This window comes from Fictibacillus sp. 26RED30 (assembly GCF_015903845.1).
Taxonomy (GTDB): Bacteria; Bacillota; Bacilli; order Bacillales; family Fictibacillaceae; genus Fictibacillus; species Fictibacillus phosphorivorans.
This window is the reverse complement of sequence record NZ_JACZDV010000002.1, coordinates 197,467-222,493: the sequence shown is the minus strand read 5'-3', so window position 1 is coordinate 222,493 and position 25,027 is coordinate 197,467. Positions and strand designations below refer to the sequence as shown.

At 37.0% G+C, this 25,027-nt stretch carries 23 protein-coding genes; 18 read left to right on the top strand and 5 right to left on the bottom strand.

Features of this window, described 5'->3' with window-relative positions; translation table 11 throughout:
• The first annotated feature begins 2 nt into the window (after nt 1–2).
• Complete coding sequence (locus IHV11_RS13750; RefSeq protein WP_197195174.1) at nt 3–236, top strand: hypothetical protein; 234 nt, start codon at nt 3–5, stop codon at nt 234–236.
• A 579-nt stretch (nt 237–815) separates the two neighbouring features.
• Here the strand turns inward: IHV11_RS13750 and IHV11_RS13745 are convergent.
• Both IHV11_RS13745 and IHV11_RS13740 read right to left on the bottom strand, forming a co-directional pair.
• On the bottom strand, nt 816–1,214 hold the full coding sequence (locus IHV11_RS13745; RefSeq protein WP_197195173.1) for a hypothetical protein: 399 nt from the start codon (nt 1,212–1,214) through the stop codon (nt 816–818).
• 199 nt (nt 1,215–1,413) lie between these two features.
• Complete coding sequence (locus IHV11_RS13740) at nt 1,414–2,280, bottom strand: SDR family oxidoreductase (protein ID WP_197195172.1); 867 nt, start codon at nt 2,278–2,280, stop codon at nt 1,414–1,416.
• A 161-nt stretch (nt 2,281–2,441) separates the two neighbouring features.
• On the opposite strand from IHV11_RS13740, the gene IHV11_RS13735 reads away from it, so the two are divergent.
• Nucleotides 2,442–3,311: a hypothetical protein gene (locus IHV11_RS13735; RefSeq protein WP_197195171.1), complete on the top strand. Its 870-nt coding sequence runs from the start codon at nt 2,442–2,444 to the stop codon at nt 3,309–3,311.
• A gap of 237 nt (nt 3,312–3,548) precedes the next feature.
• Here IHV11_RS13735 and IHV11_RS13730 read toward each other — a convergent pair whose 3' ends face one another.
• A complete protein-coding gene (locus IHV11_RS13730) occupies nt 3,549–3,782 on the bottom strand; it encodes a hypothetical protein (RefSeq protein WP_197195170.1) in 234 nt (77 codons plus the stop codon).
• Nucleotides 3,783–4,065: 283 nt separating this feature from the next.
• Nucleotides 4,066–4,965, bottom strand: coding sequence for an LCP family protein (locus IHV11_RS13725; RefSeq protein ID WP_197195169.1), 900 nt, complete (start codon nt 4,963–4,965; stop codon nt 4,066–4,068).
• Between the two features lie 640 nt (nt 4,966–5,605).
• Here IHV11_RS13725 and galU point away from each other — a divergent pair.
• Nucleotides 5,606–6,493: a UTP--glucose-1-phosphate uridylyltransferase GalU gene (gene galU / locus IHV11_RS13720; protein WP_197195168.1), complete on the top strand. Its 888-nt coding sequence runs from the start codon at nt 5,606–5,608 to the stop codon at nt 6,491–6,493.
• Nucleotides 6,494–7,021: 528 nt separating this feature from the next.
• Here the strand turns inward: galU and IHV11_RS13715 are convergent.
• Nucleotides 7,022–7,969, bottom strand: a complete 948-nt coding sequence (locus IHV11_RS13715; RefSeq protein ID WP_197195167.1) for a hypothetical protein — start codon at nt 7,967–7,969, stop codon at nt 7,022–7,024.
• Nucleotides 7,970–8,645: 676 nt separating this feature from the next.
• Between IHV11_RS13715 and IHV11_RS13710 the strand changes: the two genes are divergently transcribed.
• The 15 genes from IHV11_RS13710 (at nt 8,646) to IHV11_RS13640 (ending at nt 25,018) form a co-directional block, all read left to right on the top strand.
• Nucleotides 8,646–9,110 (top strand): hypothetical protein, encoded by a 465-nt coding sequence (locus tag IHV11_RS13710; RefSeq protein ID WP_197195166.1) that lies wholly within the window; start codon nt 8,646–8,648, stop codon nt 9,108–9,110.
• 8 nt (nt 9,111–9,118) lie between these two features.
• Nucleotides 9,119–9,568, top strand: a complete 450-nt coding sequence (locus IHV11_RS13705) for a transposase (protein WP_197195462.1) — start codon at nt 9,119–9,121, stop codon at nt 9,566–9,568.
• Nucleotides 9,569–10,007: 439 nt separating this feature from the next.
• Nucleotides 10,008–11,018, top strand: a complete 1,011-nt coding sequence (locus tag IHV11_RS13700) for a hypothetical protein (RefSeq protein ID WP_197195165.1) — start codon at nt 10,008–10,010, stop codon at nt 11,016–11,018.
• Between the two features lie 167 nt (nt 11,019–11,185).
• On the top strand, nt 11,186–12,088 hold the full coding sequence (locus tag IHV11_RS13695; protein ID WP_197195164.1) for a DUF1672 family protein: 903 nt from the start codon (nt 11,186–11,188) through the stop codon (nt 12,086–12,088).
• A 14-nt stretch (nt 12,089–12,102) separates the two neighbouring features.
• Entirely contained in the window at nt 12,103–14,205 is a 2,103-nt protein-coding gene (locus IHV11_RS13690; protein ID WP_197195163.1) for an SA1320 family protein, read from the top strand.
• A 257-nt stretch (nt 14,206–14,462) separates the two neighbouring features.
• Entirely contained in the window at nt 14,463–14,639 is a 177-nt protein-coding gene (locus IHV11_RS13685) for a hypothetical protein (RefSeq protein ID WP_197195162.1), read from the top strand.
• 448 nt (nt 14,640–15,087) lie between these two features.
• The gene (locus IHV11_RS13680) at nt 15,088–15,726 is read left to right on the top strand and encodes a DUF4304 domain-containing protein (RefSeq protein ID WP_197195161.1); all 639 of its coding nucleotides are present in this window, start codon (nt 15,088–15,090) and stop codon (nt 15,724–15,726) included.
• A gap of 48 nt (nt 15,727–15,774) precedes the next feature.
• Nucleotides 15,775–16,605 carry a sugar nucleotide-binding protein gene (locus IHV11_RS13675; protein ID WP_197195160.1) on the top strand — a complete coding sequence of 277 codons (831 nt, stop codon included), beginning with the start codon at nt 15,775–15,777 and terminating at the stop codon, nt 16,603–16,605.
• 689 nt (nt 16,606–17,294) lie between these two features.
• Complete coding sequence (locus IHV11_RS13670) at nt 17,295–18,032, top strand: 6-phosphogluconolactonase (protein ID WP_197195159.1); 738 nt, start codon at nt 17,295–17,297, stop codon at nt 18,030–18,032.
• Nucleotides 18,033–18,037: 5 nt separating this feature from the next.
• The gene (locus tag IHV11_RS13665; protein WP_197195158.1) at nt 18,038–19,441 is read left to right on the top strand and encodes an alpha-galactosidase; all 1,404 of its coding nucleotides are present in this window, start codon (nt 18,038–18,040) and stop codon (nt 19,439–19,441) included.
• On the top strand, nt 19,438–21,588 hold the full coding sequence (locus IHV11_RS13660) for a glycoside hydrolase family 3 N-terminal domain-containing protein (RefSeq protein WP_197195157.1): 2,151 nt from the start codon (nt 19,438–19,440) through the stop codon (nt 21,586–21,588). Before IHV11_RS13665 ends, IHV11_RS13660 begins: the two co-directional genes overlap by 4 nt.
• The gene (locus IHV11_RS13655; RefSeq protein ID WP_197195156.1) at nt 21,588–22,361 is read left to right on the top strand and encodes an endonuclease/exonuclease/phosphatase family protein; all 774 of its coding nucleotides are present in this window, start codon (nt 21,588–21,590) and stop codon (nt 22,359–22,361) included. The genes IHV11_RS13660 and IHV11_RS13655 overlap by 1 nt, the downstream gene beginning before the upstream one ends.
• Before the next feature lie 277 nt (nt 22,362–22,638).
• Entirely contained in the window at nt 22,639–23,658 is a 1,020-nt protein-coding gene (locus IHV11_RS13650) for a LacI family DNA-binding transcriptional regulator (RefSeq protein ID WP_197195155.1), read from the top strand.
• A gap of 240 nt (nt 23,659–23,898) precedes the next feature.
• Nucleotides 23,899–24,075 carry a hypothetical protein gene (locus IHV11_RS13645; protein WP_197195154.1) on the top strand — a complete coding sequence of 59 codons (177 nt, stop codon included), beginning with the start codon at nt 23,899–23,901 and terminating at the stop codon, nt 24,073–24,075.
• Complete coding sequence (locus IHV11_RS13640) at nt 24,056–25,018, top strand: ABC transporter permease (RefSeq protein WP_197129899.1); 963 nt, start codon at nt 24,056–24,058, stop codon at nt 25,016–25,018. Before IHV11_RS13645 ends, IHV11_RS13640 begins: the two co-directional genes overlap by 20 nt.
• Nucleotides 25,019–25,027: the final 9 nt, after the last annotated feature.

The window sequence follows — 25,027 nt, the reverse complement described above, 5'->3', positions numbered from 1 at the left end:
CCGTGATCCGATTAGGAAATGGTTTGTATGTTTGCCATCTAAATGGCCACGTATTGAAGGTCGTTTATAAAGGAAACAACGAATGTGAGATCTATTTAGGTGACGAATTTCAGGGGAGAGCTCCGTTTGATTATGTCAAAAAAAAGCTGTCACTCATGGAGAAACGCTGGAGCACCTCTAAGATTCAAAAGTATCAATATAAAGAGTTACATCCTACAGTTAATCAATTAATTTGATGACGGCCGATACTATACATTAGTATGGGCTTTTTCTATGGAAAAAAGAAAGGAAGACCGTACGAAGAGCTCAATTTGTATGCCTTACTACTAAATGAAGTTTTTCTAATGGAAAAGAGACCTCTTTTATGTGATGTTACTTTGTAATATTCAAAAGATAAAAATTGTACCGCTCTTCGTGATGATATATTTTACCCAACAGTTTTGCCTTCAATTGATGATCAATAGCGTCCTTATAAAGAATTGTAAAGTATGCGAGCATTATTCTATGGTAGTACATCTTAAATTTAAGCACATGACACCCCAACAAATAGACATAATTTTATTATGAATATCGGTAAATTTAGATTTAGCTAAATAGTTATTAAGCATTCATTTTTAAGTGTAACAGAAAATAATATGGATGATTCATAGTTCAATATAACTATTTATTGGGTAATTGACATTATTACAATGTTGTTTAATAAAGGAGGGTGGTCTTATTTAAACGCTATTAACTATTTTAATCTTATTAACCGGTTTATACTGCTTCATGTGATTTGCGAATTAATGTTTAATGCAGGAAGCTATAAAAACGATTTATTTGTGAACTAATTTCTCTATAAAATGATAGTCGATGGAATTATCTTCAGAATAATAAAAGAAGCCTTTATACTTTATCGTATCATGTGAATTTATTGTAAATTTCTTAGTCGATTTTCCTTTATCATCATAAATGGTCATTCTAAAACTATAGCCCATAGCACCGAATGAAGGTTTATTTTTTTGAAATGTTATTTCGTTCAAATTATTAATAATATGGTATATATCTTCTTTATTAGTGATTTCTGATTGATAACCTGTATTTCCATCAAAAACAGTTATTTTAGAAATTTCATCAGCTTTTATATTCAAGACTTTATGGGGAATAAACGTAAATGCGAATAGTAAAACAAATATTAGCGGAACGACAGATTTAACCCATTTTCTTCTTATCAAAAAGATCTCCATCCTTTATAACTTTTAGTAGTTCAAGCTAGAATGTAATCTATTAATTGTAGCATTTATTTCCATTTTTTTATTAAGTTAGCATACGAACGTATTAATAAAATTATTACTATCATCAAATGAAAACTGGCTCAAAAGTGAAAAATTTCACCTTTGAGCCAGCACGCTACATATTTTTTAATTATATACCTTACCCATTTACAACCTTACCGCCATTTATATGAATCATCTGTCCAGATACATAAGAAGAATCCTCACTCGCTAGATAGACATAAGCAGGTGCGAGTTCTTCTGGCTGACCTGGTCGGCCCATTGGTGTATCTTTACCAAACTGTTCTACTTTATCTGCTGTGAAAGTAGAAGGGATAAGTGGCGTCCAGATCGGACCTGGCGCAATACCGTTCACTCGGATTCCTTTCTTCACAAGATTATTCGACAACGAACGAGTGAACGAAACGATGGCACCTTTTGTTGACGCGTAATCGATCAACTCAGGATGACCTTGATACGCTGTAATAGAAGCCGTATTGATGATTGAACTTCCTTGTTTCAGATGAGGAAGAGCGGCTTTTGTTAAATGAAACATGCTGAAAATATTAGTGCGGAATGTTTTCTCAAGCTGTTCCGCTGTAATATCTTCAAAGTTCTGCTGTGGATGCTGTTCTGCGGCATTGTTCACGAGAACATCCAATCCGCCAAACGATCCAACCACATCGCGGACAGTTTGTTCACAGAACGATGCGTCTCCGATATCACCACGAATCAACAAGCATTTCACGCCTTCTTGCTCAATCTGTTTTTTTGTTTCCTCTGCGTCTCCAGATTCCTCGAGATAGACGACCGCGACATTTGCGCCTTCTTTTGCAAACGCAATGGCAGCGGCTTTTCCAATTCCACTATCACCACCCGTGATCAGCGTTGATTTCCCTTTTAATTTTCCGCTTCCTTTATATGTAGGGCTTTCTGATTGGGGTTTTGGTGTCATTTCTGATTCTACGCCTGGCTGTTGGTTTTGATGCTGTGCGGGTTGACCTGTTGGATGACTTTGATTAGACATGTAATGAATCACTCCTTATTATTTCTTCATAATTCTTTTCTTCCCATCCCACAATGGAATAAACATCGTGACATGCTTTAATAAAAAAAATCTTCACGGTGGCTCCTTTTCACAACCTCTAGACATTTATAGGATGAGTCAATTAAAAGGGGGAAGAAGAGATGAGAGCAGGGAACATTTATCAGTTCAAACATATGAGCCAATTCCATAACGTGGCGAATTTTAATAAGCATAAAGAGGTCTTTTTACAAAGAAACCCTGATCTATTTACACATTCAGAATTCATTGCATTTGAAGTGTTAAGTCAGTACAGTGTGGTAGTGCCTGGAGTAGCCAACGCAAAAATCGGGACGCTTGTATCAGCTTGCTCTCCCAAACAAGGAGGAATTTCACGCGCAACATTTGTTAGAATGCTGCGAAAAGCGAAGAAAGCAGGAATTTTAAAAACGTATAAAACGTATCGGTCATGCGGAGGATTCAGTCATAATATTTTTGTTTTTCAACCATTTGACGCAACGTGTGACACGCAAATGACACAATGCGAGAACCTGGAAATCGCTTATGACAGTAAGGAGAGAGCTGTACAATCGACTGAGGAAACTGAAAAGCTCTTTACAAATCTGAAAAATAAAGATCTAAACATACGTCAGGAAAAAGAAGTCCAACCATTACACGATGATAACCAACTTTTATCAAAAGACCTTGATTACACATTCGTACCGAATACTGTGCCGAACAACTTTATACATACGGTGAAACCATTCTTTGATAGAGCGGATGACATCTACACTTTCTGGCAAAAAGCACTTCTGGTCTATAAGAAGATCAACTTCGATACACCTCTAGAACATATGACAACTATTGTGATAGAAGCATTCAAAACAACAGTCTTTCATTATAAACATCGCAATATCAAAACAACGTTCGTCCAGTACTATTATGGGACATTATCTGCAATGTTAAGTGCAGAAAAAAGGAGAGAGTATGCTGAACATAGATTGAAACCGCGATACAATTGGCTAGATGTTTAATAGATTTACGTACAACTTAAAAAAGCTCACTAAAGACGTGTTCTCTTTAGTGAGCTTTTTAAATTAAAGTCTATGAATCTCGGGGAAATTTACAATCTTCTTTGCGCTTATTATCTTTATCCCTGAATTAGATGACGATGAATGCTAGAGTTTCAGTCGTGCAGAAGATCTGCTTGAATTTCATTTATCTATATTCTATATATAATAAAAAAAGCCAGCTTCTGCGCTGACTTTTCATTACTTCCATTTTTTCATTTTTTCTTTCAAGTAATCTCGTACTTCTTCTGCTTCTGTTCTGTCAATGCCCAAGAACTGACCATCATGCTTTACAATGAAAAAACTATCAATGGGCTTTTTCTTTCCGTATGTAAGTTCATAGCCGTTATCCACATTGCAAACAATTTTAAAAGGGGATCTGTAAAAAGGCTGCATATCCAAAGGGCCGTTTACGATGTTTTCAAATACATTCAAATTAATTTCAATTGAGACAATAGACGGGCGTCACTTCCTCCTCGTTTTATCCTACTATTTTCATGGTATCATACACCCTTAAAAATGGTAATAGGTGTAAATTGATAGTTTTTGCCGAAAATTTCCATACGAACAATTACTTTACTAGAAAAATTTATTAAGTAAGATTACGTAGTAAAGCATTTATTATAAATACTTTTCACCAAAATACGACACGATATTATTACATTAAAAAAACAATACAAAAAAGGACCTTTTAAAGGTCTGAGGGTCTAATTGTCTACTATTGTTTTAAATAATCATTTAAGAGATCTTGAATGCGCAATTTTTCCGTTTCTTCTACAATTCCATAATATTTTCCGCTGATCATCTCACCTGAACTCTTAATTTCGGTAGATTCAATATTACGCCGAGCGCTTTTATAATTAGCTTGAATGTCTTTCATTTCCTGGAATGTCATATTTGTTTTAACATTGTCCCTTAGAATATCAATGATGTTATCAAACTTTGTAATAGATGAAACACGTGCACCTTTATCTATAATAGAAGTAATTACTTGCCGCTGACGATCATTACGTCCTAAATCCCCTTTAGGATCTTTGTATCTCATTCTAGAATAGGCTAAAGCTTCTTTTCCGTTGAGTTTTTGAAATCCTTTTGGGAAAGTGTATCCACCATCAGAAAAGGAGAAAGGGTTATTGACTTCAACACCACCAACAGCATTAACAATCTCTCTAAATGATTCCATGTTTACTTTTACGTAATAATCGATTGATGTATCCAGAAAATTTTCGACTGTATCCATTGCCATCTGGGTTCCACCAAAAGCATACGCATGGTTTATTTTATCGTCAAACCCTTTACCGATAATTTCAGTCCGGGTATCTCGTGGAATGCTGAACATTAACATCTTATCTTCTTTTGGATCAACAGCAATAACCATAATTGTATCTGAACGCCCACTGTCACCTTCTCTCTCATCAACACCTAGAAGCATGATTGAGATTGGTTTTAAATCTTCTTCTTTACCAGTCACCGTCGGTTTAGGCTGATCGGTTTTTACTTTTTCATGCATTTCATTAACAGCATCTTTAGTAGAGTCATAAAGATAGTAAGCATATCCGCCGATAATAATAACACATAGTCCCGTAATAATTCCCATAATTATAATGAACTTTTTCATTTATAGAATCTCTTCTTTCATATTGAAATATATGGTACTACAGGAAGTATACTATACACCTGCTTGTTTAATAATGATTTAAATATATATATTTAGATTACAGAAAGAAATAAATGTATTACTATAACATGAGTTTTATACCAATTTTATATAATTAAATTCCTAATTTCACAAAAAAACATACTATAATACAGCAAAATAAAAATTATTAATAATAAATAGAGGGTGGCACTAGGGTAAGTTATAATTCATTAAAGGATATGAACTTCCACTGCGCAAAACATTTCGTTCATAGCAACAGTAGGTGTTGCGTTAAGCGGTGTTATCACATACTTCATACTACACTGGTGTCAAGTATCTACACAAATCTTGGTCGATCATAAAACAAGCACAGAACCAACGCTTGGCAAAATGTAGATATTATTAACACTTAAAGCTTTTATTATGGAAAGTTATCATAATAGATATAGTGGTTGAAGATTATTATCTACTACAATCAAATGAAGCATTAACTACACGCCTATCGTAATTTGCAAGGAAACTTCGAGGTGGTAATGCAAGGGAAGAGTATATTCACCCCTCAACCCTCATATATACATAAATAGAAACTATCGGTTATCTTTTGTAAGGAGGACGTATATTGAAAAAAGTTAAAAAAGCCATCATTCCAGCAGCTGGATTAGGGACACGATTTTTGCCAGCGACAAAAGCTATGCCTAAAGAAATGCTGCCGATTGTAGATAAACCAACCATTCAATACATTGTGGAAGAGGCCATCGAATCGGGCATTGAAGATATTATTATTGTTACAGGTAAAGGCAAGCGATCAATAGAAGATCACTTCGATCATGCGCTTGAGCTTGAACAGAATTTGATTGAAAACGGGAAAATAGAACTATTAGAAAAAGTAAGACACTCTTCAAAAATGGCTGATATCCATTATATTCGTCAGAAAGAACCAAAAGGGTTGGGTCATGCGGTATTTTGTGCAAGAAAATTCATAGGGGATGAGCCTTTTGCCGTACTACTAGGAGACGATATCGTTCAGGCAGAAAAACCTTGTTTAGCACAGTTGATGGAGAGATATGAAGAGACAACGGCTTCTATAATTGGGGTACAACAGGTTCCGGGAAATCAAACGCATCGCTATGGAATTATTGATCCACTAAACAATTTTAATAATTTGTACGGTGTGAAGAACTTCGTTGAAAAACCCGCACAAGGAACAGCTCCTTCTAATCTAGCCATTATGGGCCGATATATTTTAACACCGGAAATATTTAATTATCTAGAAAAGCAAGAAACAGGTGCTGGGGGAGAAATCCAGTTAACCGATGCTATTCAGCAACTGAACAAATTTCAAAGAGTATTTGCTTATGACTTTGAAGGTACGAGATATGACGTTGGCGAAAAATTAGGCTTTATTATGACGACGATTGAATTTGCACTGAAAGATCAAGAGATTAGCAAACAACTGTTGCCTGAGCTTGAACGGTTGTTAGAGCAAGTCAAATTAAATACTTTTTAATTTAAATTCTATCTTTAAACAAAACAGAATAAATATAATAACCTAATATATTCCTAGCTTAAGGCTAAAGACGAAATTAACCTTATCCTATGAATTTGCGAAATAATCCCATCAGGAGAAAAAAACGACCCTGTGCTATACGTTCAAGCCTACCACTTAAAACTGTTACCAATTCGATCGATATGAAATATAAAGTATATTAAAGACTTTACATTATTGTAGAGTCTTAGTTTTTATTTTCTAAAAGGTAGACTGGAAAACTATAATTTAATTCTTCTGTAACCTCATCAGTAGTTCTTGTAAATCTTATATCCTTTATAAGAGACATATACTGTGTCTCCCTCTTTTAACTCCATCTGTTTTCTTATCTTGATCAAATATGACCTCCTAAAGAGTTTCCTATCTTTCTTATCTTTCTCTCTACCTTCATGATGTTCTCTCCTTTAGCATATATACAAATAATAGGTGAGGGACGAAGCCCCCACCTAATAATATTTGTTTACTTGTATACTTAACTAAAGTTTATGATTATGCACCTGCTTTAACCGATTGTTTCCACACACCATTTTCATCTTGCCATTTAATAATCATTGTACCGCCTGTCTCAGTTAAATAGAAAGTTTGATTAGGTCTAGCGACAAGTGAACCCTTTTCAGATCCTTTAGTGTACTCAACATACACATCAAACTTATTGTTGTTGGTTACTCTCCACACTCTGTCTCCATCTTGGATGTTAAGATCAGGATGTTGTGATTTAAACGCCTCACTATTTCCATCTTGGATATAAGTTAATCCTAGATTCTGTACAACTAGTTCACTAGAGAATACTTCAGGTTGATTTGTAGTTCCGATTGCATCAAGCTCTTCTTTAGTTAATGGATTGCTTAACTCAGTTGCATTAGCTGCCGCTTCAGCTGCTGTTCTTAACTCAGCGATATCTTCATTAGCTTCTTGTAGTTGAGCATTTGCACGTTGAGCTTCAGTAGCATTTGCCTCACTAACTCGTACAAGATCATTGTATTCAGCAACAAGCTGGTTATAATCTTCTTCCAAATCAGATAGTTGTGCAGTAATAGTTGAAAGTTCTGCAATTTTTTGTGCCAATTCTGCTTCTTTCGCAGTAATCGTTTCTTTGGCAGTATTCAATTCAGCCTTAAGACCTGTAATTTCAGCATTTAGACCTTTGATCTCAGTTTGTAACTTATCCTTGTTTGCTTTAAGATTGTTAATCTCTTCTTTGGCCGTTACGATTTTACCATTAGCATCTGTCAATTTAGCTGTTGCATCTGCTTTAATAAAACCTATTTTTTCCAATAGTGATCCTTCTGCTGCTTCATATTTTGAAATTTTAGCTTGTAAATCAGCAAATGTATTCTTTGCATAATTTACTGTTGCTTCACCTTGCCAAACAACCCCGCCTGCTACTACTCCAAGTGCTAATGCGCTTGCAACTACCTTTGTTGATATAACGCCCATCAATAATCCCAACCTTTCAAATTATAATTTAGTTAAAATCTTCCTACAGTTCGTTTAATACACTTATTTGTTTTTACTAGTGAATACTTTTGAAAGTATTATAAGTATTTCTACCTAAGTGTTTTCACTTGTGTAGTTAGTCGTTGTTCTTAAATAAGAACAAATTACTATTATATCTTACAATTAGTGGTAAATATTTGTCAATATAATAATTTTTGTGCTTTTAAAAGAACGATTAATATAAAAAAAGAGGACTATAGTTATAGTCCTTACAGAACATTGACAAACCCCATTTCATTTTATGTTGAGTTGGGGTTTGTCGTATTTTCTAAAACGTATTTTTAAAAGCTAATGGAATCTTTGCAATCCTTTTCTTATCTTCTTATGTTCAATTGCGAAAGTTTTTGGATCAGCTCAATGAAGTTGAACAATTGGTAGTTAATTAAGTTAGTGAATTCAATCGTGTTTAACAGCCTTTTCGATAAGATAATGTTACTAACTACTCTCCCGGATCATTGAATAGTAGTTAAGTTAAATGGGGTGCAGATGCTTACTGAAAAGTGGTTTGCACCTTTAATTTATTTACCAAACCAAGATGTAACCCACTATAAATTAAACATAGGATTATGGTAAAATATAACATTAACTAGAAGTACTCTGGAGGAAAAGAATTTCTTTGGCAGTTCATAGCTACATAGAGATTTTACTTTTATTTTCGATTTTTTATTATTTGTATATAGGATCAACATTAAATTCTCCTTGTACTTTAAGCGATTTTAAAGTACATAGTTTAGAAGTTTATTGTACTGTGTATCCATCAATTAGAACTACCGTATTAAATGGAGAATACAATGAACTTATTAAAATGATACTTTATAGTGCAACTGTTACGTTCTTTAACATTTCTTATGACTTTAGAGATGCTACACCTTTAGCATGGAAAATAGCACATGTTTCACAAGTCATTGTTAGTATTGTGCTTGTAGTTCTATCGTTAGCTAGTTATATAGGGTTTACAGATAAAATGAATAAAAAAGAAACTAAAGAACTACTATTAATAAAGTATTGGGGAAAGCGAAAAGATGAAAAATATATAGAAATTCTTAATAAAATTGAGCCTGAGAAGTTTAATATTCGTTAGGATTTCTAATTAATTTATGCCGAGAAACATATAAATTAAGGAGATGCAGTCATCGATTTGGAGTAAAAATCTACGCATGGTGCTTGATGAGTAACCATCTCCTTTTAAGAGAAGGAGATGAAAGTATCTCGATCACAATGAAACGAATAGGCGTAAGCTTTGCCCTATATTACAACTATAAGTACATAATCACAGGCCATCTTTTTCAAGACCGTTTTAAAAGCGAGAATATAGAGTCAACACATTACCTGCTCACTGTTACAAAATACATCCATCAAAATTCAGTTAAAGCCGGGGTCGTAGCCTTCCCCGAAGAATGGTCGTGGAGCATCTGTCTTGATTATTACGGTAAACCTACGCCATTCCGTGACTTATTAAAGCCTCACATTATCTTAAATTTGTTCTTTTCTGATATCAAACTAGCACGCGAACTTTTCAAGGTAATTAATGAGTTGTAAACTAATGAAACATGTCTAGATATTGAAGAGATTCAAAAAAGAAGGCTAAGTGATGACGAAGCAAAGGTGAAGTTGAAGAAATGTCTTGGGAATTTAGAAATTCCGCAGGTGAAGAGTTTGCCATGAGAACAGAGGACAGTCGTTGAGAAAGATGAAAAAAATCAAATGACTTTCTCAGCGGCAGATAGCCATAATTTTGGGAATATCGGCTAGTCTTGTGTATAAGGCGTAGAGGATGAAAAAAGGAAGAGCCGTTCAAATCTATCTGACTCCTGTAAGTGTTCAGTTCAAGATGACGTTAAGAAAAGACTAAATATTTAAGCCTTCTCGGAATGAGATAGGGTTTTTTTTATCAAATTGGGGATAATTCAACTCATTATTTACTGTGATTATACAATAGGATTAAAATGGAAGGAGAAAAAAACAGGAAGGTGAAATTTTGAGCGGGATAGTTACGAGGATCATATCAGCTATGGCATCTATGAGTGTTCTTTTAGTTTATTTAATCTCTAGCATTCTGAAAGATGGTAATGTTGGAGAAATTATAGCTATAGCATTTTGGCTTGGGATAGTAGGATTTATCATAACGCTTGTCTATGGAAGTATAATTTCCATTTTTATTGAGTGGCTATTAAAATTAATTAAGATTGACCATAAATATCTATATTATATTTTGTTCATTGTGCTGCACGCTTTGGGAGGTTCAATAACTCACTCGATTTTTCCTTTCTTAGGGAATATCGTGGCATTGTTCTATGCCATTTTTTATTTATTGCTTAAGAACAATAAGACAAAGGAAGTCTTATATAGTTTAGCTGTATTGGTTGTCTTTATAAGCAATGGTATTTGGCTAGAATCAAAATTTAGTCGTAGCAGTGATCTTAGTTTTAGTTATTTATGGAACTTATACGCAGCAATCCTTATAGGAGCAGTAATTATTATAATAGTTGGGCTGAAATATTTAAAAACAGAGACATGGTTTAAATTCATCATTATGGGTGTTTCAATATCAGTAGTTACGCTGCCTTCCGTTTTTATAATAACTACAATTCAAAAACAAGTTCACCGTAGTTTTGAACAAGATAAAGAATTATATCAATTATACAAAGAAATAAAGAAAGAGAAGCCAGAGTTTCTGTTTGATCCTGTTCGCTCATTTGAAAATGGTTATACACTAGACCTAACAATCATGAAAAAGGATGATCAGCCTTCATCTAAAAAAGTACAAGAATTTGTAGAATGGCTGCCCAAAAGAGAAGAGGGGTATTACCTTCAAATTTATTACGACGAAGAGTTTCTTTATCTCACTCTTGATTCAATGAATAATATCATAGAGTGCGATAATCCAAATGCTGCGAAGAGTATGTGTTCTAAGTTAGTAGAGTATGTATCTAGTAAAGACTATTGTAGTAAAAGTAAGCATGGGGGATCCTTGAATAATTACCAATAAAGTTTAAATAAATAGTAAAAACCTCACAGCAACATCGTTCATTTGATGTTGTTTTTTTACTTTTTTTGGGTATATATTAGGTGGCAGGCAATAATGTGTAACTTTACAATAATATAGGACGTATACTTGATATCATATTTCTCACCAACCAGGGAGGTTCACTACATATGTTTAAGACTAAAAAGATGGGAATAATCACAGCTTCTCTAATAAGTATCATGCTGCTTGGGGGCTGTTTGAAAGGAGCAACAGAAAAAGTGGAAAAGGAAGAAAATCCATATGTTCGTGTTCAGGATTACACGGGTAAGGAGTTTAGGCTGCAGAATGGTGATAAGAACGACAAAATTGCTGAAGGAAGCAGAGAGAAAGTGATTTCAGGAACGGAAGAGTTTTTTCTGAAAAAATATAATACAAAAGTGAAGGTTAACAACATTGTTGGGAATAAAGACGGTGCTACTGTATATGTAGAATCCATTGGAGAGCCTCATTTTCAGACATTCGTTGTTATCCCAATCGACACACAAGAAAACGTGCGGCCAGATGGTATTTGGACCCAAGAACGTGAAGTGGAAGGCGATATCGAGAGTGGCATCTACGCTTTAATTCATGAGAAGAAATTAAATAATCTGAACAATTATTTAAACGAATTTGTTAAGAAGCATCCTGTTGTCGGTCTTAGAGAAGAAGCATATAAGAATACTGCTTCAACAGGCTATACAACACCTTATTACTATATTATTACTTATGGAGACAGTCTAACTCCATACTTAAATCAATATTTAAGTAACCCTGAAACAAAAAAGGAAGTGTATCAGAAAAAATCTCAGTCCTTAACTTTTGATCCGGAAAATTACAATATTGTAATTGAATTATTTATGAAAGAAGAAAACAAAGAACCTGATCAAAAGATTTTCGATGAGCTTGAAGCAGATATAGAAAAAATGGATGGTCTTCCTCCTGGTTCTTACACAGTAATACTTAATGATAATCTAATACAAAAAGAAAATGCGCACAGCCAAAAAGACAATACTCTTATGCGCGGTAATCCTAATTATATTATTAAGAAATAACGTAGGGGGTTGCTATGACTACTATTAATAAAAACATTACAAACACAAAAACAAATAGTGTAGCAGACAAAGATTTAGTTGAGATTTCTGGATTTCATGCTTACCAGGACTACAAAAATTCTGATAGAGTAACCGTTAATGGAAACGAATATAGAGTAGTAAATGTACATTCTGATAAAACAAATGGATTAGATGCCATTACGTTTCAATCTATCAATACCAAGGAATATATCGTAGCCTATACAGGCACTGACTCTTCGGATTTTAATGATTTAAAAACTGATGGACAGCTTCTAAGTGACATGGTTCCGGTTCAAGTAGAAGAGGCACGTAACTACTTTAACCAAATGGAAAAAGAATTTGGCAACATCTCCTACGTGTGCGGCAACTCACTAGGAGGAGGGAATGCGAATGCGGTCGGGGTGGAAAATCCTGATGTCAAAACCGTAACGATTAACCCCGCGATGTTGCCAGAAGGTGTTGTGGATTATGGTAAAGAGTATAGTAACATCACGAATTATTTTGGACGATATGATGTCTTGACCAGTTTAGAAACAGGGTTGATGCTCGGTCATCGTATACCTGGGAAACAAATTGAAATCAATCATGGAATTCCAAATGCCAAGCATTTTCTAAACAATCATACCGGATATATCGGTAAGGATGAAGCGGATAAGCTGGTTTATGTGCTTGGACTACCTGGACAACCTGGCTATGGGAAAATTTATTTTGATGAAGCTGACTCAAGCGTGGTGTCGAGCATCTGGACGGGGCAATCCCTTCACACGGGAAGTTCTGAACGGATTGACATGAATACAGAGAACATGCACCAGCTTTCAAAGTCTCTAGAAGGTTATGTTGGCACCCGCATGGGATACGTTCATTCCTATTTACAGAACTCTGCTGATATCGTGGATCACGAAGGAAGCCGCTATTACGAGAGACTTCATACGCTGCAACAGACTTTCCGCGATATGTTCGAGGAGGCAGCTGAAAATCCTCTATTCGCAGGAATCACCACAACGGGTAACGTTATCAAAACAGAGATCTACCATCTCATCACATTATTAGATAGCGCGGAATCCAAAGTTCAATCTCTAAATTATTTCTTGAACTCTCCACCTGCCGAACTCGTGGAATTTCTTATGAACAAAAATATTAACGTAGAATCGCTCTTTGGAGATGCTAGAAACTTTCTCTACAGTCTGCGCTCAGACGTTGAAGATTTAACCGATGTACTTCCTAGAATGGTATCGCAAAAGATCCCTGAACTTTTTGAAGGTGGAACGGATCATTTTACCGATGCTGTTGTTGGTGAGTTTATGGCTCATTATAAGATATTGAGCAAGAACAATATAACGGTTAAAAAGCACATGGATTCTTACAGCACAGATGTTACGGCAACGGCTGACAATTTTACAGAGAGAGACAAGCTGCTCGCAAGTGGGATCTCAACTGGTGTTCCTCAGTCGATTATCATACCAAACTTTGGTTCAGCCGAGGATTTCAAAATGCTAGACTCTCCATACTTAAAAATGGGGATGAAAATTCTCGATATTCAACTAGAGCTCGCTATCGCAGCTTTTGGAAATTTTGCTCATAAAATTGCATTACCACTACTTGTTGGACTTGAATTAATCACCTCCACGTTAGAAGGAATACTAGAAGGCATATCCTCTGCGATAAAAGGTGCGGTGTATGTTATTTTAAACGGAAGCTTACCTGTTAAATTGGCTGGTATGTTCACGGACTTCGACGATAAGCTTCGTGCGATGGTAAATGACGCGCTCGAGCCACTCGATGAACTTGCTGATACCGTAGAAGGTCTTAGACGTGGACTCGACAATCTTATTGTTTACTTTCCTGTACTTATCCAAGAGTTCAAGCCATACCTGAAATCTGCTCTGTTCAGTGAAAGCAACTATTTCAATATCTACTTATATAATACGGCGGCAACCGGTATTCTTGAAGAAATGGATATGCTATTCAAAGACATCGTTTATCAACTGACCCATAACAAAGGACTCGCGATCGATGCCTTGAGTGAAATTTCGGAACATGTAAAAAACAATATGCTCGTGATGCATGAGCAAACAGAACGCGGGACGTATGGTTGACCTCGAAAGCTTCATGCTTTTGAGGTTTTTTTAGCTCTGTCTTTTATCTTAATTAAATTGGAGTTAAATCTTATGAGTCCTCCAAAACGGAGAAGGACTCATTTTTATTCTTTAATTTCTTCCAATCGTTTGAATGCTTTATTTACAGAACCTCAGGAAAAGATAAACAGGAGTGAAAAAAGTAGTTTAAAATACATTTATACATCTACTCATTTTATGAAAAAGTAATTTTAACTGACAGTTGGAGGTTCTATCTAATGAAAAGCAAAATTTCCATTATAATTACCCTCTTATTATTTTTAGCAGCATCTATAAGTCTTTTTTACAACATGTATTTTAGGAAAGTTGGTCTAAGTGATGCGACTTCTGCTACCTTCTTAATTATAGCAACCCTTACGTTTGTAACTTTAATAAGAGAAATGAAAAACAAATAATTTCATTAATGTACTTTTCCCTTACTAGTTTGCTATTCATACATAAATTCCCGAATAACACATTGCTGAGTTATATCCATGAAAGAAAATATTAGGAGATGAAAACCGAAACTTTTTGATACGACCAGCGTATAAAATATATAATGAAAATGATAATTTCAAAAATGATAGAGGGATCTATATGACTAAAAAGAAGATGGCAAAGGTCATCTTATGGGGAATTTTATTGTCACTGCCTTTATGGCTGCTTACTATATTAATTGTGGTTACAATATGGATAATATTTTAAGGGAGGAAGCACGAAGACGAGTCAGTTCACGTGCTTTCTTTTTGTGTTTTAAAAGAATTTAATGACTTTTAGAACCATTATTATGAATCATAATTGGCTTGTTTTAACCTGAAAAATAGCCATATTTGTGAAAAGTTTTCATTAATTAGGGAGAGAATTATGGTGAAGATGCAAGACGTTTTTAAACAAATACTGAAGGAAACGATAGCTCCTTTGTTAAAAATGCACGGTTTTAAAAAGAAAGGAAATAACTTTGTACGAACATTCTTGGGGTTTTCGTGGACAATCAATGTTCAATCCTCTAGTTGGAATACCAGTGAGGATGTAGCGTTCACGATTAATATAGGTATATCGGTTGAGAGCTTATATGGAACGTACTATCAGGATGAACCGTCAAAATTTCCATTAAAAGTGGATTCTGTGATGAGGCTAAGAATATCCGATCTTAAAAGTACATCGGATCAACATGAAGAAATTTGGTACAAGCTAACTCCAGTCACTATTTTAGATGATCTTACAGAACAAATTAAACAAGACATTGAGAAAATAATCATCCCATATTTTCAACAGTTTCAAAGTTTACAAGATGTTATACAGGGGTTAGAGAAAAGAGAAGTACAAGGATATTATGAGAATCCACATGTACTAGCAGTTCTTTACTATAAATGCGGTGATAAAGAGGCTGCAAAAGAACGTTTGAAGAATGTATACGCGGAATGCGAAACAGATGAAGAAAGGGCAGATACAAAAAATTTTGCAAAACGGCTAGGTTATGAAGTATCTGATTTAATATCTTAAGTACATCTTGGGAAAAAGAGATGCTTTCCTCCTTGAAGAGAGAGGGATATGAAAATGAAACTACTTATATTAGGTGCAACAGGATTTTTGGGGTCTAAAATCTATAATCTAACTTCAAATAACAAAAACTTCACAGTCATTGGAACATCTCGGTCTCCACATGAAAATTCGGGTATTATTCAAGTTGATGCTATTCAAAAGCATTCCATTGAGAGTGTCGTTGCTGAATTTGAACCTGATGTGGTGATTTGGACGCTTATGAGTTTTGAAGATGAAAAGAGAGTAATTGATAGAGGTTTCAACCATCTTCTCTACGCAGTAAAACCAAGCACCAAAGTTATTTTTATCTCCACAGATGCTGTTTTTGTAGGTGGTGATGGTGGTTACAAAGAATCAGATTCAATCGGAACGCTACCTGAAGAAGCTCCCTTGGCTGAATATGTAAATGGAAAGGTCACCGGAGAAAAATTAATTCGAGAGAAACATTTAAATCACGTCATCATACGTACCGGTCCTTTATACAGCGATGTGAGCGATCCAATCATTGAAAAAAGGACTTTAAGAATGATGGAACGTATTAGAAAGTCTCAGCGGATTGAAGTTGCATCGAACGTATATAAAACGTTTGTAAATGTGGATGATTTAGCGAACGCAATCCTTGAATTAAGCATGATGAATTTTACGGGAACGTTGCATGTGGGACCAACACAAAAAGAGAGTTACTATACCTTCTACATGAAAAGGTTCAAACAACTGGGGTGGAGCACGGAAACACTTGTATTTTCAACAATTAACGATCCATTTCTATCACTTGATACAACACTTAATACTCAAAAAGCCCACCAATTGCTTCGTACAAAATTTCGCACACTGTATTAAACAAATGTTTAAGAATACAAAAAAGGATATTCAATAATACATTTAGAGAGGGAAATAACGATGTTCTTCAAACACAACGAAAAAATTAAAAAGAGGAATGTTAATATTGCTTGCTGGTGTACCTTTACCGTATGGTCAGTGTTACTGTTAATTAATTCGTTCTTTGAATTTTTTCAAGATAGAGAGCTTATTACGCATTCATTTACTATTTTAATTGTAGGTCTAGTCGTGTTTTTTGTAGTTGATGCGTTCTTAAATATCTATGATAGAAAGGCGGAAAGATCCCGAAACTTATGAGAAAGGGGTTAGATCCATGCTAAACATATTCATTCTCTTAGCATTTATACTCGCTATGGGTTATAACACCTATTTCAAAACGACTTTTTCCCTTGTGGTTGTGTTGGTTATTGCAGCTATTGGGATTATCTACAGAATATATAGTGCGAAGAAACAGAAAGATAAAATCAAACAAAAGAATAATACTTAATGAAAGAGCCAACCCAAGAGGGAAAGGCTCTTTTGTATATTGTGAGTTGCTAACCAGTATGCAACATTAGCGCGGTTATATTTTTTGGAAAATTAAGAAATAGGTATTTCATTTTAAAAAGCAACTGTTATACTTACCTTAACTGGTAATGACATCATTACTATATGTAACCTCTTTGTACTCAAATTGGAGTGACAATATCATGATTAAAATTTTTGAAGACAAACAAGCCATAACAAACGAAATCGCCAAAGAAATGAAGCAACATCTATTAAATGACGAAAATCCCGTGTTCTGCTTAGCATCTGGCACAACACCAGAAAAAAGCTACCGTCAATTTGCGGGGGGAGCAAAGAACAATCCAAGGCTAGAAGATTTAAGAATCGTAAGTCTAGACGAATGGGTGGGCATTGGTCGAACATCTGAAGGAAGCTGTTATCAGATGCTGAATAAGGATCTGTTTTCTCCGTTGGAACTTCGGGATTCACAGATTAAATTTTTTAACGGCACAGAGCTTGATTTAGAAAAAGAGTGCCATCGCATTGATAACTTTATCGAGAATAATCCCATTACGTTTAGCTTGATGGGTGTTGGGATGAACGGGCATATCGGTTTAAATGAGCCGGGCTGTTCGATTTTAGATCATAGCTGTGTTGTCGACCTATCGGAAAAAACAAAGATTGTCGCGCAAAAGTACTTTAATCAACCAACTTCACTTGAAAAGGGAATAACGCTCGGTCTAGGTCAAATCATGAAAAGTAAAAGGGTCATTGTAGTGATGACGGGTGAAAGAAAAGCTGAAATCGCAAAAGAAATCATAATGAACCGGGAAGCTCAAATACCAGCTCAGGTTCTGTTAGGACATGAACATATTGATTTCTATCTAGATCGAGAAGCGGCAAAGTGGATTAACAAAGAAACACTTAACAAAGGAGAATGATTGGTATGAATCAGATGAAGATATCACTAATCGGCGCAGGCAGTATATCGTTTGCTTTAGGAGCATTGCAGGATCTCGTCCTGTCAGAACGACTGAAAACAGAAGTTCAACTAGAGATTGCGCTCATGGACATCAGTGAAGAAAACGTGAACCGCACGTATACATATGCGACAGAAATGTTTCAATCTTTTGAGAATCCGGCGAAGATTTGGCAGACTACAAATCTGGATGAAGCTTTACGTGACTCCCATTTTGTAATCGTTGCCATTGAGAGAGAACGTTACCAATACTGGTCTCAAGATTTTCATATTCCGCGCCGTTACGGCAGCAAACAGATCTATGGAGAGAACGGAGGTCCCGGGTCGATGTTCCATACGCTCCGAAACATGGGTCCTATGCTTGAAATCGCAAAAACGATGGAAAAAGTTTGCCCTGATGCATGGTTCATTAACTATACAAATCCTGAAGCAAAGTTAGTTGAAGCCATCTCAAAACTTACATCAATTAAGGTGGTAGGTTTGTGTCATGGCTTAGACATGGGCATTCATCAGTTATCAGAGTTTTTAGAGCGAGATGTGAACGAAATTGGAGTAGAAGGTGGAGGGCTGAACCACTTCGGCTTTTTTACAAAAATCTACGATAAAAACACAGGCGAAAATCTGTATCCACTGTTTGACCAAAAAGAAAGAGAGGCGAACGCCTTAGCGCAATTCGACCATCTAGGTTTATCGAGAACGATGTATCGCACGTACGGGTACTATCCATATCCAGGAACAAACCATATTGGTGAGTATGTGTCATATGCCGAAGACTTTTACGCAGGGTTGTCTCTTCTGTACCGGTACGATCCAATCCGAGAGAAGCTGTGGGAAAAGGATTCAAGGGTGCCTGATTTTGTATACAGTGCAAGTGGTCATATTTTAGATAAGAAGCTGTTTCCGAAAGACGATTCTTATGAGCAGTGGACGGAACAAGCTTATATCTTTAAAAAGGAAAACGTACAGCGAAGTCATGAATATGCGATTCCCATTATTGAAGCGATTTACTTCGATGAAGAGATTGAGCTAAACGCTGTTAACATGCAGAATAACGGTGCGATAAAAGGACTGCCTGACGATATGGTGGTCGAAACACAAGCGATCGTGAACGGAAACGGAATCTCGTTAAAGCCGATGACGGTAGAACTGCCAACAGCGATCATCGGAACCATTCATATTCAAGGGACGATTCATAAGCTTTTGATCGAGGCATTTCTAGAAAAATCAAAGACAAAGTTACTGCAAGCGATCCTCCTAGATCCGCAAGCACCAACCTATTACCAAGCGTGCGCAATGATCGATGAGATGTGTGAGCTGCAAAAAGAAATCCTGCCAAAATTAGAGTGGAAGTCAGGTGAAGAGCTGCAATGAATAACGAGAAAATAGAAGATTTGCTAAATGAAATGACGTTAAAAGAGAAAATCGGACAGCTCATTCAGATTACGGGAGAACATTACGTCGGCAAGATCGAGGATGAGATGGTTGAAACGGGTCCTGGTTATTGGGATCAGCTTTTAGAAGGAGACACGTTATATACGATGGGTAGTGTGATCGGTGTGTCGAGTGCCAAAGCGACGAACATGATTCAGTCTGCCTATTTAGAAAAATCGCGATTGAAGATCCCTCTTCTTTTTATGCACGATGCCATTCATGGCTATAAGACGATCTTTCCGATCCCACTTGCTCTTTCTTGTACGTGGGACGAGGGGATTTTAGAGAAAGTTGCTGCACAGACGGCATCGGAATTACGGGCTGCAGGCATTACAGTGAACTTCTCTCCAATGGTCGACCTCGTCCGGGATGCTAGGTGGGGAAGAGTGATGGAATCGTTCGGTGAGGATCATAGGTTATCAGGTAACCTTGGTGGAGCTATGATTAAAGGCTACCAAAAAGATCGTGACGGAAAGATATCTGGTGATGGAGTAGCAGCCTGTCTTAAACACTTTGCAGCTTATGGCGCGGCTGTTGGTGGCAAGGACTATAACACGGTCGATATGTCGATGCGAGAGTTTTTTGAGTATTACGGTAAGCCGTACGAAATTGCGCTTAAGGACAAGCCAAAGTTTGTAATGAGCTCGTTCAACACTTTTAATGGAACACCGGTTACGGCGAGTGACGAGATGATGAAAGAAATCTTGCGAGATCGCTATCAGTTTAAAGACATTGTGATCTCAGACTGGGGTGCAGTCGCTGAGCTGCAAAATCATAGAGTGGCAGCCAATGGAAAAGAAGCGGCAGAGTTAGCGTTAACCGCTGGAATCGATATTGAGATGGTGTCCACACTGTATTTGGAAAACTATCAGGAGATTTTATCGAGAAACCCAAATCTACTAGAAGATATTGATGGGGCTGTTTTTAAGGTTTTACAACTTAAAAATGAACTTGGTTTGTTTGAAAATCCTTTTGTAGATGAGGAGAAAGAGAAACAAGTTATCTTAAATGAGGAATTTCAACAATTCTCGAAGGAAGCAGCGAAAAAGAGTTGTGTGTTGTTAAAGAATAAAGAAATGCTGCCCATTCCGATAAATGTGAAAAACGTCTTGATCGTTGGACCGTTCGCGAAAACGAAAGAGCTGCTCGGCAACTGGCCATGCAAAGGGAAATTTGAAGATGTTACCTCGCTATGGGACGGCATGCGATTCATTAATGATGGGGTAAATGTAATAGCTTATGAAACGTTAGAGAAGTGTCCGCAGAATGAACTGGTTCAGTCTGACTATATCATTGCGGCTGTTGGTGAGCGCTGGGATTTAAGTGGTGAGGGACACAGCAGTGTGCATATTGAGCTCGAGGATAAGCAGCAGGAATTGATCCGGGAGATTAAGAGTTTGAACAAGCCTTATGTTTGCGTTTGTTTCTCCGGAAGACCTTTAGCACTTCAAAATATTATTGATGATATTCCAGCTCTCCTTTGGTGCTGGTATCCGGGAACTCAAGCGGGTAGAGCGATTGCTGAACTTTTAACAGGAAAAGATACACCTTCTGGAAAACTAACGATGTCGTTTCCGCGTTACTCATCACAAGTTCCAATTCACTACAACGAATATAGTTCAGGTCGTCCGGCTAATGACTCTAGCTATAGCAGCCGTTACCAGGATTGTGAAGTTGGTCCGCTGTTCTCGTTCGGTGATGGACTTACGTATACGAACACAACTTATAACGATATAAAGATTTCAAGTAACGTATTGAAAGATGGCGATGAACTAACCATTTCGTTTAGTGTGAAAAACCCGAGTTCTTACGCGTATTCAGAAATCGTCATTTTATACTTGGAAGACCTAGTGTCAAAAGTCGTGCGTCCAACACGCGAAATGAAGAAATACAAAGTGGTGCACATACCAGCGAACGAGACGGTACATGTGGAATTGTCGTTAACGATAGAGGACTTAACGTATTTAAATAATCATCTGCAACCAAGTATTGAGCCTGGTGCATTCAACCTTTATATCAATGATTTGAATAAACCTGTAGGTACGTTCAATTACGTAGCTGAAACGATAGGGGTGCAGAAAAGCTGATGAAAGTGATGACGTTTAATATAAGAGTAGATATTCCTGGTCTTCAAGAGAACGCTTGGCGTGATCGGTATAACGGTGTCAGTCAGGTAATTAACGCCGAGTCGCCTGCTATTGTTGGCATGCAAGAAGCGAATGAGTCTATGATTCGTGATGTGATGCAGAATCTATCAAGTTATGACTGGACAGGTGAGCCACGCCGAAAAGGTGATGAAGGGACACCGATCTTTTATCGGACAGATCTATTTACTTTACTAGATTCAGGCACTTTTTGGCTATCTGAAACGCCGAACGAGGTAGGCAGTATGAGCTGGAATACGAGCTATCCACGTGTGTGTACGTGGGCTGAGTTCTCGTTTATTGAAGAACCCAATACTAGATTCCGAGTATTCAACACCCATCTGGATCATATGAGTGAAGAGGCGCGAGTTCAAGGAATCAAGCTTATTGGAGAGACGATTCATAGATTGAACCAGACATCGCATCTGCCTTTTCTGTTGATGGGAGACTTTAATGATGTTCCTAGCAGTGAGACTCTACAGTATTGTGAAGAAGAGCTGGAGTTGAAGAATGTTTATTTGGTAATGGAAGAAAAGAAGGAAGACCGACTAACCTTTCATGATTTTAAAGGAGATGTGCAAGGTGAACCGATAGATTTTATCTTTACATCTCAAGACGTAAAGGTCTCTCAATCCACGGTTATTAGAACAAAAATGGAACACGGTTACCCCTCTGATCACTATCCAGTAACTGTGGAAATAGAGCTAAAAAAATAGGTACAAATATATAAATTTCAGAAAATTAACAAAAATAGATTGTGAGTTAGAAATGGATGTGGTAATTTATAATAAAATAAAAACGTTTTTATATTTCTGTGCAGATTCGAGATTTTATATTTCAAACGCTGAGAAAAGAACCGAAAATACGAAGGGAGGACAAATTAATGACCCTCCCACTATTTTTGAGATCTTTAGAAAACGCTTACATAATAGGAAGATAAGTAAAAACCTTTTTTTGCACCGAAATAAAAACGTTTTAAGAAGGAAGAATGCAATGAGAAAAGTAACGATAAAAGATGTGGCAAGGGAAGCCGGCGTATCCATCTCCACCGTTTCCAACGCGTTAAATAACGTTGATGTGCTCATACCCGCCACGAAAGCGCATGTGTTAGAAGTTGCGGAACGGTTGAATTATATTCCCAACCTTAACGGTAAGCTCTTGAAAGCAAGTGAGAGCAAGATGCTAGGTTTCTTTACAACAAGTGTCAGCGGTCCTTATTTTTATGTGTTGGTCGAAGCGATGGCTCGTCACTGCGAAAAGTTAGGATATGGCTTAAACATCGTGGTCGCAAAAGATAAACGCGTGATCTTGAGCAACATCTTAGGACAGCGTTTAGACGGTGTGCTTATCTTTGAAGAACTGCTCATCGATGACAAAGATGTGTCTGTGATGGAAAAGGCACAAGTAAAAGCCGTTTTTCTGGATCGCGTATTGCAGAACGAAACGATGGGAAGCGTAATCTTTGATTCTTATGTAGCGGGCTATGACGCTGCGAAGTATCTGATCAGCTTAGGTCATAGAAAAATCGCGTACATCTCAGGCGTGGACACGATGTATGACAGTGTTCAGCGTAGAGAGGGTTATCTTGCAGCACTAAAAGAACACAATCTTCCGTTTGACGAAAGCTACGTCCTACAAGGGTTCTTTGAAGAAGAAGGTACATATAACGCCGTAAAATCCTTTATCAAATTGCATCCTGAAAAGTTACCAGATGCATTCTTAGCAGGAAATGACGTGAGTGCGATCGGTTGTATAAAAGCGCTGAAATCAGAAGGCTATCAGATTCCAGAAGACATTAGCGTAATGGGCTTTGACGATATCAACTTAGCCGAATATTTCTCGCCACCACTAACAACAGTTAAGAATCAAATCGCAAGACAAGGCATTCTAGCCGTAGATCATCTTGTGAAATTAATCCAACAAAAAGAAAAAGGCATGATCCAAAAGCTAAAAGGCGAAATCATCGTCCGACGTTCCAGCAACCTAAAAGTAGAACAGATGGTAGGAAGATAATTTTTTTACTCTCTAATAAAAACGTTTTTTTAGGTATTTTCTAAGATTTGTTTCATTTTACATACACCGTAGAATAGTTGATTGGAGTGTAAGGTGGGAGACTCATGCGGGACAAGCGGTCAGTCCGAAGAGTGGAAGTGGCTCGTTCAGCCCCGACTAGCAAAAGATAAATGGGTTTGAAGGCGCCCTCTGCTTTCTGAGCCATTTACCTTTTGACCTCGAGGGGCTAGCCACTGCAACTTGACAGGTGAGACACTTAATGGCGCGAAGCGGCAAGTGGCTCACCGTCTGCCCCGCGGAAAGCGAGCACCTGAAACGGAAATCAACGACTTTCAAAGTTCAACAAAGCGTATTAAAAATGAGCAAGGGAGTGAGATGAATTGTGAAGGTTACGGTTATGGGAAAGAACAACGTTGAAATAAAAGAAAAAAAGCCACTAGGACCAAGATTCAAACGGTTTTTCAAAGACTTTAAAAATCAATGGGAACTGCAATCCATGATTATCCCAGGTCTCATATTCATGATTATCTTCAGCTACATTCCGATGTATGGCCTTTTAATTGCATTCAAACAATACACAGCGCTCGACACCTTTTCCACCGCACCTTGGGTTGGATTAAAGAATTTTCAAATCATCATGACAGACAAGTTCTTCTGGGAAGCGATGGTCAACACGGTGGCCATCAGTTTAATGAAGCTTGCGATTGGATTCATCGCTCCTATCATTTTAGCGATTATGATCTATGAACTGCACGATGGTCCGATCAAACGCTTTATGCAGACGATCTCGTATCTGCCTCACTTTCTATCGTGGATTGTATTAGGTGGAATGCTCATCACATGGTTTTCAACGACGGGATTATTGAATCAAACGTTGATGGCTGTAGGGCTCATGGATAATCCACAAAACTATTTGCTCGATGCAGGCAAGTATTGGTGGATCGCCACACTGTCTGACATCTGGAAAGAAGTCGGCTGGGGAACGATCCTGTATCTCGCTGTTATGTCTAAGATCGATCCTACTTATTATGAAGCAGCAAAAATTGATGGCGCTAGCCGCTTAAAGCAGATCTGGCATATCACCATTCCATCTATGAAATATATCATCAACCTAAACTTGATTCTGGCAGTGAGTGGAATCTTCGGATCAAACTTTGATCAGACGTTAGTACTCATGAACACGCAAAATCAGGAGAAAGCAGAAGTACTTAGTACGTACGTGTATCGAATTGGTATGACACAAGGCGATTTCTCATATGCGACAGCCGTTGGTCTTGGCATGTCGATCGTGTCGCTTATCCTTTTAGTCGGTGCACATAAAGTCACGAAAAGATTAAACGAAGGACAATCCGTCCTGTAGAGAGGAGGG

Coding starts and splice junctions, on each gene's coding strand:
- IHV11_RS13740 (WP_197195172.1), bottom strand. CDS start 2,280: ATGTCTAATCAAAGTCATCCAACAGGTCAACCCGCACAGCATCAAAAC.
- IHV11_RS13735 (WP_197195171.1), top strand. CDS start 2,442: ATGAGAGCAGGGAACATTTATCAGTTCAAACATATGAGCCAATTCCAT.
- IHV11_RS13725 (WP_197195169.1), bottom strand. CDS start 4,965: ATGAAAAAGTTCATTATAATTATGGGAATTATTACGGGACTATGTGTT.
- IHV11_RS13715 (WP_197195167.1), bottom strand. CDS start 7,969: ATGGGCGTTATATCAACAAAGGTAGTTGCAAGCGCATTAGCACTTGGA.
- IHV11_RS13695 (WP_197195164.1), top strand. CDS start 11,186: ATGTTTAAGACTAAAAAGATGGGAATAATCACAGCTTCTCTAATAAGT.
- IHV11_RS13690 (WP_197195163.1), top strand. CDS start 12,103: ATGACTACTATTAATAAAAACATTACAAACACAAAAACAAATAGTGTA.
- IHV11_RS13685 (WP_197195162.1), top strand. CDS start 14,463: ATGAAAAGCAAAATTTCCATTATAATTACCCTCTTATTATTTTTAGCA.
- IHV11_RS13680 (WP_197195161.1), top strand. CDS start 15,088: ATGGTGAAGATGCAAGACGTTTTTAAACAAATACTGAAGGAAACGATA.
- IHV11_RS13675 (WP_197195160.1), top strand. CDS start 15,775: ATGAAAATGAAACTACTTATATTAGGTGCAACAGGATTTTTGGGGTCT.
- IHV11_RS13670 (WP_197195159.1), top strand. CDS start 17,295: ATGATTAAAATTTTTGAAGACAAACAAGCCATAACAAACGAAATCGCC.
- IHV11_RS13665 (WP_197195158.1), top strand. CDS start 18,038: ATGAATCAGATGAAGATATCACTAATCGGCGCAGGCAGTATATCGTTT.
- IHV11_RS13660 (WP_197195157.1), top strand. CDS start 19,438: ATGAATAACGAGAAAATAGAAGATTTGCTAAATGAAATGACGTTAAAA.
- IHV11_RS13655 (WP_197195156.1), top strand. CDS start 21,588: ATGAAAGTGATGACGTTTAATATAAGAGTAGATATTCCTGGTCTTCAA.
- IHV11_RS13650 (WP_197195155.1), top strand. CDS start 22,639: ATGAGAAAAGTAACGATAAAAGATGTGGCAAGGGAAGCCGGCGTATCC.
- IHV11_RS13640 (WP_197129899.1), top strand. CDS start 24,056: ATGGGAAAGAACAACGTTGAAATAAAAGAAAAAAAGCCACTAGGACCA.